Origin of the sequence: Halomonas hibernica, assembly GCF_013183775.1 — a bacterium.
Lineage (GTDB): Bacteria > Pseudomonadota > Gammaproteobacteria > Pseudomonadales > Halomonadaceae > Vreelandella > Vreelandella citrativorans.
On record NZ_VIFN01000018.1, the window covers coordinates 16,380 to 28,752 of the forward strand.

General features: G+C 54.9%; 12 protein-coding genes. 10 read left to right on the forward strand and 2 right to left on the reverse strand.

Annotated features, from left to right (window positions below):
- Window positions 1–61: 61 nt before the first annotated feature.
- Complete coding sequence (metK, locus tag FKN99_RS16575) at window positions 62–1,282, reverse strand: methionine adenosyltransferase (RefSeq protein WP_172118900.1); 1,221 nt, start codon at window positions 1,280–1,282, stop codon at window positions 62–64.
- 264 nt (window positions 1,283–1,546) lie between these two features.
- Between metK and tkt the strand changes: the two genes are divergently transcribed.
- From tkt to FKN99_RS16625, 10 genes are all read left to right on the forward strand, one after another.
- Complete coding sequence (gene tkt / locus FKN99_RS16580) at window positions 1,547–3,538, forward strand: transketolase (protein ID WP_172118901.1); 1,992 nt, start codon at window positions 1,547–1,549, stop codon at window positions 3,536–3,538.
- Window positions 3,539–3,540: 2 nt separating this feature from the next.
- Window positions 3,541–3,894 (forward strand): CidA/LrgA family protein, encoded by a 354-nt coding sequence (locus FKN99_RS16585; protein ID WP_172118902.1) that lies wholly within the window; start codon window positions 3,541–3,543, stop codon window positions 3,892–3,894.
- Window positions 3,884–4,606 carry an LrgB family protein gene (locus FKN99_RS16590; RefSeq protein WP_172118903.1) on the forward strand — a complete coding sequence of 241 codons (723 nt, stop codon included), beginning with the start codon at window positions 3,884–3,886 and terminating at the stop codon, window positions 4,604–4,606. Before FKN99_RS16585 ends, FKN99_RS16590 begins: the two co-directional genes overlap by 11 nt.
- A 74-nt stretch (window positions 4,607–4,680) precedes the next feature.
- Window positions 4,681–5,739 carry a type I glyceraldehyde-3-phosphate dehydrogenase gene (locus FKN99_RS16595; protein ID WP_172118904.1) on the forward strand — a complete coding sequence of 353 codons (1,059 nt, stop codon included), beginning with the start codon at window positions 4,681–4,683 and terminating at the stop codon, window positions 5,737–5,739.
- Between the two features lie 59 nt (window positions 5,740–5,798).
- Complete coding sequence (locus FKN99_RS16600) at window positions 5,799–6,968, forward strand: phosphoglycerate kinase (RefSeq protein ID WP_172118905.1); 1,170 nt, start codon at window positions 5,799–5,801, stop codon at window positions 6,966–6,968.
- Window positions 6,969–7,034: 66 nt separating this feature from the next.
- Window positions 7,035–8,099 carry a class II fructose-bisphosphate aldolase gene (gene fba / locus FKN99_RS16605; RefSeq protein ID WP_172118906.1) on the forward strand — a complete coding sequence of 355 codons (1,065 nt, stop codon included), beginning with the start codon at window positions 7,035–7,037 and terminating at the stop codon, window positions 8,097–8,099.
- Between the two features lie 320 nt (window positions 8,100–8,419).
- Window positions 8,420–8,587: a hypothetical protein gene (locus FKN99_RS18065; RefSeq protein ID WP_319941298.1), complete on the forward strand. Its 168-nt coding sequence runs from the start codon at window positions 8,420–8,422 to the stop codon at window positions 8,585–8,587.
- A 218-nt stretch (window positions 8,588–8,805) separates the two neighbouring features.
- Window positions 8,806–9,504, forward strand: a complete 699-nt coding sequence (locus FKN99_RS16615; RefSeq protein WP_172118907.1) for an HAD family hydrolase — start codon at window positions 8,806–8,808, stop codon at window positions 9,502–9,504.
- A gap of 2 nt (window positions 9,505–9,506) precedes the next feature.
- On the forward strand, window positions 9,507–9,881 hold the full coding sequence (locus tag FKN99_RS16620) for a translation initiation factor Sui1 (protein ID WP_172118908.1): 375 nt from the start codon (window positions 9,507–9,509) through the stop codon (window positions 9,879–9,881).
- Between the two features lie 57 nt (window positions 9,882–9,938).
- Complete coding sequence (locus FKN99_RS16625) at window positions 9,939–10,847, forward strand: nuclease-related domain-containing protein (RefSeq protein ID WP_172118909.1); 909 nt, start codon at window positions 9,939–9,941, stop codon at window positions 10,845–10,847.
- An 11-nt stretch (window positions 10,848–10,858) separates the two neighbouring features.
- On the opposite strand, the gene FKN99_RS16630 is transcribed toward FKN99_RS16625, so the two are convergent.
- On the reverse strand, window positions 10,859–12,190 hold the full coding sequence (locus FKN99_RS16630) for a deoxyguanosinetriphosphate triphosphohydrolase (protein ID WP_172118910.1): 1,332 nt from the start codon (window positions 12,188–12,190) through the stop codon (window positions 10,859–10,861).
- Window positions 12,191–12,373: the final 183 nt, after the last annotated feature.

The following is a 12,373-nucleotide window of genomic DNA, read 5'->3' on the forward strand; positions in this document are numbered from 1 at the left end:
AAAAAAACGCCCCCTGGCAGAGCCAAAGGGGCGTTCTCTTACAAACTGCCTGGCGAATATCTTACAAACCAGCGGCCTTACGCAGCGCGTCGGCTTTATCGGTCTTCTCCCAAGGGAAGGCGGTAAAGGTTTCAGTGTGCTGTTCGCCTTTATCATCGCTCCAGGTGTAGCTGTGCTCGAACGGCGCCCGACCAAAGTGGCCGTAGGCAGCCGTCAGTTGATACATCGGGTGCAGCAGGTCGAGCATTTTGGTGATCGCGTAGGGGCGCAGATCAAAGTGCTCGTTCACCAGCTCAACAATCCGGGCATCGTCAATTTTACCGGTGCCGAAGGTATCAATAGCAACAGAGGTCGGCTCTGCAACACCAATCGCGTAGGAAACCTGAATTTCGCACTTATCGGCAAGACCTGCCGCGACCACGTTCTTGGCCACGTAACGGCCCGCATAGGCTGCACTACGGTCGACTTTTGAAGGGTCTTTACCCGAGAACGCACCGCCGCCGTGGCGCGCCATGCCGCCGTAGGTGTCCACGATGATCTTGCGGCCGGTTAAGCCACAGTCGCCCACCGGGCCACCAATCACAAACTTACCGGTCGGATTGATGTGGTACTGGGTATTGTCGTTGAGCCATTCAGCCGGAATCACCTGTTCGATGATTTCGCGCTTGACCATTTTACGCAGGTCTTCCTGATCAATCTCAGGGTCGTGCTGGGTGGAAAGCACCACCGCATCAACGCCACACGGCTGGCCCTGTTCGTTATAACGGAAGGTTACCTGGCTCTTGGCATCCGGACGCAGCCACGGCAGCAGACCGTTTTTACGCAGCTCAGCCTGACGCTCAACCAAACGATGCGAGTAGTGGATCGGCGCAGGCATAAACGAATCGGTTTCGTTGGTCGCGTAACCAAACATCAGGCCCTGGTCGCCAGCGCCCTGGTCTTCTGGCTTGGTACGGTCAACGCCCTGGGCAATCTCAACACTCTGCTTGCCGATCAGGTTAATCACGCCACAGGTTGCGCCATCAAAGCCCACGTGGGAAGAGGTGTAACCGATGTCGGTAATCACGTCGCGTACCAGCGTTTCCAGATCCACCCACGCCGAGGTAGTAATTTCACCAGCGATAATTGCCACACCGGTTTTCACCATGGTTTCACAAGCAACCCGTGCCTGTTTATCCCGGGCGATAATAGCATCCAGCACCGCATCCGAAATCTGGTCGGCAATTTTATCGGGATGACCTTCGGAGACAGACTCCGAGGTAAACAGGGAATATTCGCTCATCGCGCTCTCGACCCTCTGTATGACGGCTGCTCACTACTCGCAGCATCAGCAGGAAATCACGGCAGGAGGTTCCCTGCCCATATAAGGAAGCGGCATGACCAGGTTGACCACCGCTTCGGGAGGCAGAGTCTACACGCTGTTGGGAGTTCTTCCCAGAATGTGGCCTATAATTTGCCACTACATTTGTCGCCGCATTTGCCGCAACAGGGGAAGTCAGCGACAATAGCGCCTTCATTATTTCCGTTTTCAGGCGAGGAGCACCCCATGCCGTCCCGTTTTGAGCTGGCCAATGCCATTCGCGCCCTTTCCATGGATGCTGTTCAGAAGGCCAAGTCCGGCCACCCTGGCGCCCCCATGGGCATGGCTGATATCGCCGAGGTGCTGTGGAATGATCACCTCAAGCACAACCCCGAAGACCCAAAATGGGCCGATCGTGACCGGTTCGTGCTGTCCAATGGCCACGGCTCAATGCTGCTCTACTCTTTGCTGCACTTAAGCGGCTATGAGTTAAGCCTGGAACAACTTCAGAACTTCCGTCAGTTGCACTCGCCCACCGCAGGCCATCCGGAATTTGGCTACGCGCCCGGCATCGAAACCACTACCGGCCCGCTCGGTCAGGGGTTTGCCAACGCGGTCGGCTTTGCGATTGCCGAAAAAACCCTGGCAGCGCAGTTCAACCGTCCGGGCCACACCATTGTCGATCACCACACCTGGTGCTTTTTGGGTGATGGCTGCCTGATGGAAGGTATTTCCCATGAGGCGGCGTCGCTGGCGGGTACTCAGCAGCTGGGCAAGCTGATTGCACTCTATGACGACAACGGCATTTCGATTGATGGGGAAGTGGAAGGCTGGTTTACCGACGATACCGCCAAACGCTTTGAAGCCTATGGCTGGCACGTGGTGCCCAATGTCGATGGTCACAAGCCGGAAGAGATCCAGGCCGCCATTGCACTTGCCAAACAGAACGATGACAAGCCCAGCCTGATTATCTGTAAAACGGTTATCGGTTTCGGGGCGCCCAACAAGCAGGGCAAGGAAGAGTCGCACGGCGCGCCGCTGGGCGAAGAAGAAGTTGCCCTGGCACGCAAGCAGTTGGACTGGCCCCACGCGCCGTTCCATATTCCCGAGCCCGTGTACGCTGGCTGGGATGCGCGTGAAGCAGGTAAAACCCACCAGCAGGAATGGGAAAAGCGCTTTGCCCGCTATGCCGAGGCGTTCCCGGCCGAGGCGCAGGAATTCAAGCGCCGCATGAAAGGCCAACTGCCGGCTGAAATACCGACCGAAGCCCTCATCGAGCAGGCCCAGGAAAAAGGCGCCAGCATCGCCACCCGTAAAGCGTCGCTGGAAGCGCTTAACGTGATTGGCCCGAAAATGCCGGAGCTGTTGGGCGGCAGTGCGGACCTTGCGCCGTCCAACCTGACCTTCTGGAAGGGCGCCAAAGCGATTACGCCGGAAGATGCCAGCGGTAACTACCTGCACTATGGCGTACGTGAGTTCGGTATGGGCGCGGTGATGAACGGTATCGCCCTGCACGGTGGTTTTGTCCCGTACGGCGCAACCTTCCTGATCTTCATGGAGTACATGCGTAACGCGGTTCGCATGGCGGCATTAATGGGTCAGCAGGCGATCTACGTATTTACCCATGACTCCATTGGCCTGGGTGAAGATGGCCCGACCCACCAGCCGATTGAGCAGTTGACCAGCCTGCGCACGACGCCGAACCTGAACACCTGGCGCCCCTGTGACGCCGTAGAAACCGCCGCGGCCTGGGATGCGGCCATCAAGCGTCACTCTGGCCCCACGGCGCTGATCCTGTCGCGTCAGAACCTGCCGCACCAGGCGCGCACCAAAGCCCAGCTGGCTTCCATTCAGCGTGGCGGGTATGTGCTGAAAGACAGCGACGGTACGCCCGAGCTGATCCTGATTGCCACCGGTTCGGAAGTGGGACTGGCCATGGACGCTGCCGCCGAGCTTGAAGCACAGGGCAAAGCAGTACGCGTGGTCTCCATGCCGTCGACCTACCGCTTCAACGGCCAGGACGCCGAGTACCGGGAAAGCGTCCTGCCCAGGACGGTCACCAAGCGTATTGCCATTGAAGCCTCACATGCCGACTACTGGTACAAGTATGTAGGTCTGGACGGGCGTGTGATCGGCATGACCACGTTCGGCGAGTCCGCCCCTGCGGGTGAGCTGTTCAAGCACTTCGGCTTTACGGTTGAGAATATCCTCAACACTGCCAATGAACTGCTTGGCTAACAATGCCTGCGCTTAATGGCTTTTTATGGCTAGTGAGTTACTGGTTGATCGGTGAAGTAACGGTTTACGTTACCGGTCTACCGGTTTCATCCGGCGTTGTCGGTATGCTGTTATTAACCGCTACGCTTGCCGTTTGGGGGCGAGTCCCTTCGACAATCGCCGCCGCAGCGCAGCCATTAATCGGCCTGCTTGCCATGCTGATTATGCCGGGCGTGGTGGGCGTGTTTTTTATTCTTGATGAGCTTGCTGGCCAGTGGCTAGCCATTCTTTGTGCGCTGATTGTGGGTACGCTATTAAGCGTGACCACTACGCTGTGGCTACTTAAGCGCCTGATGGAAAAAATGCATGTCCGCTAATGCCCTGTTAAGCACCTTAAGTACGACGCCGCTGTTTGCCGTTGGGCTAACGTTAGCGGCATTTTTGTTGGGTAACCTGATTTTCAAACGATTAAAAAAGCCGACCTGGCTGCCGGCTATTTTGATCGCTGCACTTCTGCTTGCTGCCACGCTTGCCGCCATTGGCCTACCGTATGACACCTATCGGCAGGATGCCGCTTGGCTGACCATTTTATTAGGGCCCGCGACCGTCGCGCTGGGTATGCCGCTTTATCAGCAGTTGCCGCACATTCGGGCGCTATGGCGACCTCTTACCATCTGCCTGCCGATTGCAGCCACGCTGGCGGCTTGCTACGCCCTGCTAATTGCCTGGGTATTAGGTAGCTCACCTCTTATTCTCGCCTCTATTGCGGCAAAGTCCGTAACGGCGCCTATCGCGATTGGCATTACCGAGCAAATTGGCGGCTCGGTGGCGCTCTTGCTGGGCGCACTGCTGATTACCGGTGTGGCTACTGCCGCATTCGTCGGCCTTGCTGCACGATTTTTAAATATTGAAGACGAGCGCATTATCGGCTTTGCGCTGGGCCTAAACGGCCATGCGATCGGGACGGTAAGGGCGTTTGAAATCAGCCCGGCCGCAGGCGCCTTTGCCTCTCTTGGGATGAGTCTTACCGGCATTTTCACCGCCCTAATGCTGCCTTTCGCTTGGCACCTGATAGGCGCAGGTGGTTGAAATACGCTATTATTGCGAATGTTTTTTTATTTATTGACGGTCACTGATTCATCTTCCAAGAGCCGCTTTCTTACATGGCTACATCTGCCTCTACACACACTGCTCCTACCTATCGCATCGCCATTAATGGTTATGGGCGTATTGGCCAGTGCGTATTGCGGGCACTGATTGAGCGTGGCGACTCACGTATTGAGATCGTCGCTATCAATGAACTTTCTGACCTGGCGACGATTACCTACCTGACCCGTTACGACACGACTCATGGTCGCTTTCCAGGAAGTGTCGAGAATGACGGTGAAGCGCTAGTGGTCAACGGGCAACGCATTCAGGTGCTATGTGAAAAAGACCCACGCCAACTTCCCTGGGAAGCGCTGCAGGTTGACCTCGTGCTTGAGTGTTCAGGTAGTTTTAAAGATTGCACAACAGCCGAGCAGCATTTAAGCGCTGGCGCAAAACGCCTGCTGTTTTCACAGCCAGCGGAAAACGATGTGGATGCAACGATCGTGTGGGGAATTAATCAGCACGAGCTGACACTCTCTCAGCGCATCCTATCGGCGGCCTCGTGTACCACCAACTGTTTGGTTCCTTTGCTTACCGTACTCGACGAAGCGCTGGGGCTGGAGCACGGGGTAACCACGACCATTCACTCTGCGATGAACGATCAACCAGTGATCGATGCTTACCACCAAACCGATCTGCGCCTGACACGCTCGGCCATGCAGTCCATTGTGCCGGTGGACACAGGGCTTGCGCGCGGCATCAGCCGTTTGATGCCGCATCTGGAAGGCCGTTTTGAGTGTTTACACGTCCGCGTTCCCACCATTAATGTTTCGGCGATGGATGCCGCGCTAACCGTACGCCGCGACACCAGCGCCCAGGAAGTCAATAACCTGCTGCATCACGCCAGCCAGCAACGTCTTTCGGGAGTGCTGGGCTACACCGAAGCACCCATGGCTTCCATTGATTTTAATCACGACCCACATTCCGGCATTTTCGATGCGACCCAAACCCGCGTCGCTGGAAAACGCCTTATCAAACTTTTATGTTGGTTTGATAACGAGTGGGGCTTTGCAAACCGCATGCTCGATATTGCCCAACGGTTAGCCGTGCTTTCCCGAGAGCGCGCCGCTTAGTCGTACCGGCTAACTATCACTATCCGATTCACCGCCTGGAAGACGAGGAAACTGCTCACATGAACGTGCAAAAAATGATGGATCTGCCTTTGGAAGGGCAACGCGTACTGATTCGCGAAGACCTGAACGTGCCGATTAAGCACGGCAATGTCTCAAGCGATGCACGTCTGAAAGCGGCGCTGCCTACCATTCAGGCGGCGATGAAAGCGGGTGCTAAAGTCATGCTGATGAGTCACCTTGGCCGCCCAACCGAAGGTGATCCCGCTGATGAGTTCTCACTCGCCCCGGTAGCCAAACATTTAAGCGACCTGCTAGGCCAACCGGTCGAGCTGATCAGCGACTATCTTGAGACACCGCCGACACTTGAAAATGGTCAGGTCGCGTTGCTTGAAAACGTTCGCTTTAACATGGGCGAAAAGAAAGACGCAGAACAGCTCGCCAAACAGTACGCGGCGCTATGTGATGTATTTGTAATGGATGCCTTTGGCACCGCCCATCGCGCTCAGGCCTCTACCCACGGCGTTGCTCGCTTTGCGCCCAGCGCATGTGCGGGCCCGCTGTTGGCGCAAGAGCTCGATGCGCTTGAAAAAGCCTTGGCTAATCCGGCGCGCCCCATGGCTGCGATTGTGGGCGGCTCCAAAGTCTCTACCAAACTTGATGTGCTCAATTCGCTGTCGGACAAGTGCGATCAACTGATCGTGGGTGGCGGCATTGCCAACACCTTTATTGCCGCAGCAGGCTATAATGTGGGCAAATCGCTCTATGAAGCCGACCTGGTTCCCCAAGCGAAGGCACTGATGGAAAAAGTCTCCATTCCATTACCCACCGACGTTGTCGTGGCGACCGAATTTTCTGAATCAGCCGATGCGGTGGTTAAACCAGTCGACCAGGTTAACGACGATGAAATGATTCTGGATATTGGCCCTGAAACCGCCGCTCATTTGGCCAGCATGCTCAAAGACGCGGGCACCATTTTATGGAATGGCCCAGTGGGCGTATTTGAGATTGACCAGTTTGGTAAAGGCACGGAAGTTATCTCCCAGGCCATTGCCGATAGCAATGCATTTTCTATTGCGGGCGGGGGTGATACGTTAGCCGCCATCGATAAATATGCGATTGCGGATCGCGTCTCGTATATCTCAACCGGGGGCGGTGCTTTCCTTGAATATGTTGAGGGCAAGCAGCTGCCTGCCGTTGCCGCGCTCGAAGCAGCCGCCAAACGCGGTTAACATTAAACGAATTGAACCTGCATATTTTCGCACTCGTTCACACTGATAACTAAAGAAGGTGACCCCATGGCTTTGATCAGCATGCGTCAGATGCTCGACCACGCTGCCGAATATGGCTACGGTATTCCGGCGTTCAACGTTAATAACCTTGAGCAGATGCGCGCCATCATGGAAGCAGCTGACGCGACCGATTCGCCCGTTATCGTTCAAGCCTCTGCAGGCGCGCGTAAATACGCAGGCGCACCTTTCCTGCGCCACCTGATTCTGGCTGCCGTTGAAGAGTTCCCGCATATCCCAGTCGTTATGCACCAGGACCATGGCACCAGCCCTGCCGTGTGCCAACGCTCTATTCAGCTGGGTTTCTCATCGGTCATGATGGATGGCTCGCTGGGTGAAGATGGCAAAACACCGACCGACTACGCCTACAACGTTGATGTGACACGTCGCACCGTTGAAATGGCCCACGCTTGTGGCGTTTCCGTTGAGGGTGAGCTGGGCTGCCTGGGTAGCCTCGAAACCGGCATGGCCGGTGAAGAAGACGGCATTGGTGCGGAAGGCAAGCTGGATATGGAACAGCTTCTCACCGACCCGGAAGAAGCCGCCGAGTTTGTTAAAGCTACCCACGTAGATGCCTTGGCCATCGCCATCGGCACGAGCCATGGGGCGTATAAATTCACCAAGCCGCCGACAGGCGATACGCTATCTATTCAGCGTATCAAAGAGATCCACGCGCGTATTCCAGACACTCACCTGGTCATGCACGGCTCCTCTTCTGTACCCCAGGAGTGGCTTGAGGTGATCAACCAGTACGGCGGCGAGATTCCGGAAACCTACGGCGTGCCGGTTTCCGAGATCGTTGAAGGCATCAAGCACGGCGTACGTAAGGTCAACATCGATACCGACCTGCGCCTGGCCTCTACCGGCGCCGTACGTCGCTTTATGGCTCAAAATCCGTCTGAGTTTGATCCGCGCAAATTCCTCAAGGAAACCGTTACCGCCATGCGCGATCTGTGTATCGCTCGCTACGAAGCTTTTGGTACCGCGGGCAACGCCAGTAAGATCAAGCCGATCAACCTTGAAGAGATGTTCAACCGCTACGAGCGTGGCGAGCTGGATCCGAAAGTTAAATAAATTCAAGCATGACGTAGGTTAAAAGACGGCCAGTTGGTCGTCTTTTTTGTGGTTAACACGCAGCCGATGCACACAAATATTGCGCCGCAGCATAAAGAAGCCAACACTGAGCAGACGTTTATCTTCGGAGCTAATTTATGAAGCACGCGATACCGACTGCCTTAATTCCCATGCCTCCTTTCGCCATGATGGCTACTTGGAAAGTCGGCCTGATGGCCTTCGAGCTTTGGACATCGTCCCTTTCGACGATCAACCAACGTCATCAGCTATAGCAAACGCAGCCGTTTTTTAGCCCAAGCATGATGAAAGAGAACCAGCGTATGGTGACGGAGAAACTTGAAGCCAGTATGGAGGCGGGTTTCGCCATGCAAAAAACGTTACTGAATATGCTCAGCGGACAACATGTGCCCTGGTGGGTCACCAGCCGTCAGGCTATGCAGCCTTATCACCTGCGTAGCAGTGCCAATTCGCGCCGTTTATCGCGCTAGTCGTAACGGACCCAGGCCCGTTATCACTTGGCCTATAACGGTGCCTCGCCGGTTATCGCTATTTCTTCGTTAACGCATCGTGCATAACGGGTTTATTGCGGCACTCGCTACAAAAAATTACGAAACAGTGTTCACAAAAGCCTAAAAATCTCGTTCAATAGGCATTTGGTAGGCTTCAACCAACACTGGTAGCGTTTAAGTCGCTGCAAGGAACCACAATGCCGCTCCCACTTTTGCTGTTTGACTGTGATGGCACCCTCGTCGATAGCGAGCCTCTTTTAGCTGAAGAAATGTCGATAGGGCTTAACTCTATAGGACTGCCCTTCGTACCAGCTGACTACCTTGGTGAGTTTCGGGGAGCCCGGTTCCGACGCATCGTGACCGAGTTACAACAACGCTACGGCGAAGTGGACCCTGACCAACTCGCCCACATGGAAGGCGCCATGCGGGCCAATCTGGCTAACCGCCTTGCTGAAGAGCTGACACTAATACCTGGCGCCAGAGAGGCGCTGGATAACTTGTCAGACTATCCAAGTGCCGTTGTTTCCAACGGTCCTGAAACCAAAATTCGCACGGCACTTCAAGCCACCGGCCTAAACGATTACTTTGGTCATCGTCTGTTTAGCGGCTATACCGCTAACTGCTGGAAGCCGGAACCCTGTTTGCATCTGCACGCAGCCAGTATCATGGGCTATAGTGCGCATGACTGTATTGCAATTGATGACGCCTTGGTGGGTGTTCGTGCGGCACTTGAGGCCGGGATGACGGTCATTCATTTAAATCGCTTTCCCGATGCCGAAGAGACGCCAGAAAACGCTATCATGATTAGTAATATGTACCAGCTACCCACCGTTATTGAGCGCCTTTACCAAAAAGCCTGGAGCCTCCCCATGCCACAACGCTCAGTAGGAGGGTGACAATGGCCTCTTTACGCGACCAGCTTGGTGGACTTGTATACTCAACGGAGCATGGTAAAACGTGCCCGGAGTGCCGTGAGGCACTGGATGCCTGTAGCTGTGAGGAAAACAGTGAGCAAGCACGCCTTGCTGCGCTGGATGGTATCGTACGCATTCGCCGTGAAACCAGTGGTCGTAAAGGTAAAGGTGTTACGACCATTAGTGGTATCCCACTGCCCAGCGCGGAACTAAAAGCGCTGACGAAAACGCTTAAAAAGCGCTGCGGCACGGGAGGAGCCGTCAAAGACGGCATCATTGAGATTCAAGGCGACCATCGAGATACGTTACGAGAAGCACTAACCGCGCAAGGTTATCAAGTTAAGCTAGCTGGCGGTTAATCCGTTTCTCTCATCAGGCCTGCTATAAGGCAGGCCGTTAAAAAGCAAGGCACTGCAATGGTTTGGCTGGAATACCTGCTACCGCTCATCTTCTTATTTCCCATGGCTGCGATGGGCGGCATCGTATTAGCCCTGCGCAGCCTGCATGATGCGCGCGTTGAGTCGCCTTTTGATGCGCCACTGCGTGAACCAGGGCAAGCATTGCGCCATCGCCTTGACCAGGCCTTCTCAAGTCTTTTCTTAAATGGTGCTTTAGGTCCGATTATTAGCCTGGCCCCGTTGGTATACGGCATGGGAAGAATGTTGTTTGTCAGTCAACAAGATTGGGTGGAGTGGGCACTCTATGGCCTGTTAAGCACCCTGCTTGTGTTAACGTTTTCCTTGTTATTGGTACGTGACTACCAGTGCATCCGACGGCTAAAACTTGGTCTTGCTTGCGAACTGGCGGTTGGCCAGGAGCTTGAGCGGCTTATTCGTCCTGAGGCACATCCTTACTACGTATTCCATGATGTACCAACCGACAGTTTCACTATCGATCACGTGGTGGTTACGCCGTATGGTGTGTTCGTGCTGGAAACGCGGGCACGTGCATTAGCCATTGGCTCAGACGGCCGAGAGCTTAATACCGTGGCGGTTGAACGCGAGCGTTTACGCTTTCCTCATTGGCATGAGCGCCGCCCACTTCATAAGACACGTCAAGCCGTTAGCTGGCTCACGCAGTGGCTTGAACGGCGCTGCGGTGTGCCGGTCCCCGTACGGGGCGTGCTCGTATTGCCCGGCTGGGAAATTGACACTACCGAGGCAACAGGCGATGTACTGGTGGTCAGTGGAGAGCAGCTTGCCAAGCAGCTCACTGACCTCAAACCTGGCACGCTAAGCGATCCGATCCATGACAAGATCATTTATTTGCTAATGGAAAGGGCGAGGCTGGTAGAGTTACGTCATCTCCGCCAGCCATCGGTCTGATGCGTTATTGCTTAATCGCCGCGTAAACGCCCCCCCATCTCCTGAGCAAGATCAACTGCATAGTGGTCGGTCATCCCGCCGATAAAGTCCAGCATGCGTCGATAGCTATCGTAAAGCGGCCAGGAGGGCAGCGGCGTATTCTCTCCTATTAGCGCCAGTACACGCTGATGCTTGAAGGATGACTGTCCGGTATGGTGCAACTCATGAGCGGCGCCAATAAAAGCCTCCAGTAGAATGCCTAGAGTGGTGTAGGCGCCAATCTCTAGTTTAGCCTTACGCTCATTTTGGAAAATACGCTCGCGGGCCAGCTGCTTCGCTGCCTGTACGCCCCAGCCTAAATCCGGGTGGCACAGCTCAAGCAGATCCTCTTTTAGCGTGCCGTTTAACAGCGCCTGTTCATGCTGCACAAAAACCGCACCGACATCGTTAACCGCACGCTCCATGGCAGCACCGCGTAATAGGGCAATACGTCGGCGCTGCGATACCTGACGCTCCTCCATATCCGCATACTCAAGCGGAAACTCCCCAGCCACTTGACGAAGGATTTCCACGACTTCTTCATAACGCAGAATGCCCATTTCCAGGCCATCTTCCAGGTCCAGCAGGGCATAGCAGATATCATCGGCCGCTTCGACTAGCCAGGCCAACGGATGGCGACACCAGCGCTGCTCCCCCTGAGGCAGCAGGCCCACTGCGTCGGCGACCTCTTTTAAGAGCGCCTGTTCAGACTGATAACAGCCAAACTTACCCGCTCGCCCGCTATAGCGCACGGTCCAAGGGTATTTCAGCAAGGTCCCAAGTGTTGCGGCCGATAAACGCATACCGCCGTTAAACTGGTTATATTCGATCTGGGTAATAACACGAAAGCCCTGCGCATTGCCTTCATACGTGAGCAGGTCTTCCCGCTCGGCTTCTGACAAGCCATCCAGCAAGCCGCTACCTTGTGCGCGGCGAAACCAGTCGCGGATCGCGTACTCTCCGGCATGACCAAAAGGCGGATTACCAATATCATGGCCCAAACAAGCGGTTTGTACGATAACGCCCATATCAGCAGGCGTAATCCATTCTGGCAGGCGATCATGTAACAGCTCACCGACAATCATGCCTAAAGAGCGGCCCACACAGCCCACTTCCAGCGAGTGAGTCAAACGTGTGTGGATATGATCATTTTCAGTTAACGGATGTACCTGGGTTTTACGCCCCAAGCGGCGAAAGGAACCTGAAAAAACAATTCGGTCATGGTCTTTATGAAAGGGGCTACGGCCAATTTCGCGCGTGTTATCCGGGCGTTGATCGTGCAGACGTCGTGGGGAAAGTAACTGGTCCCAGCGCATTTGTGTCATGGCAATCCTCCTTGAGGCGAGCATTTTGACACAGATTGGGTGATTAACGTGAGGCTATGAATAGTGAAGGGTAAATTGTGAGGAGTCAGGTAACTAATTAAGCGCTTTCTATATCACTTTTAAGATGAGATCTCATTTTCCACACATACAAAAAACCCAGCCGATTGGCTGGGTTCTTCGTTA

Coding starts and splice junctions, on each gene's coding strand:
- FKN99_RS16620 (WP_172118908.1), top strand. CDS start 9,507: ATGGCCTCTTTACGCGACCAGCTTGGTGGACTTGTATACTCAACGGAG.
- FKN99_RS16630 (WP_172118910.1), bottom strand. CDS start 12,190: ATGACACAAATGCGCTGGGACCAGTTACTTTCCCCACGACGTCTGCAC.
- FKN99_RS16585 (WP_172118902.1), top strand. CDS start 3,541: ATGCCTGCGCTTAATGGCTTTTTATGGCTAGTGAGTTACTGGTTGATC.
- FKN99_RS16600 (WP_172118905.1), top strand. CDS start 5,799: ATGAACGTGCAAAAAATGATGGATCTGCCTTTGGAAGGGCAACGCGTA.
- FKN99_RS16625 (WP_172118909.1), top strand. CDS start 9,939: ATGGTTTGGCTGGAATACCTGCTACCGCTCATCTTCTTATTTCCCATG.
- FKN99_RS18065 (WP_319941298.1), top strand. CDS start 8,420: ATGGTGACGGAGAAACTTGAAGCCAGTATGGAGGCGGGTTTCGCCATG.
- metK (WP_172118900.1), bottom strand. CDS start 1,282: ATGAGCGAATATTCCCTGTTTACCTCGGAGTCTGTCTCCGAAGGTCAT.
- FKN99_RS16595 (WP_172118904.1), top strand. CDS start 4,681: ATGGCTACATCTGCCTCTACACACACTGCTCCTACCTATCGCATCGCC.
- fba (WP_172118906.1), top strand. CDS start 7,035: ATGGCTTTGATCAGCATGCGTCAGATGCTCGACCACGCTGCCGAATAT.
- tkt (WP_172118901.1), top strand. CDS start 1,547: ATGCCGTCCCGTTTTGAGCTGGCCAATGCCATTCGCGCCCTTTCCATG.
- FKN99_RS16615 (WP_172118907.1), top strand. CDS start 8,806: ATGCCGCTCCCACTTTTGCTGTTTGACTGTGATGGCACCCTCGTCGAT.
- FKN99_RS16590 (WP_172118903.1), top strand. CDS start 3,884: ATGTCCGCTAATGCCCTGTTAAGCACCTTAAGTACGACGCCGCTGTTT.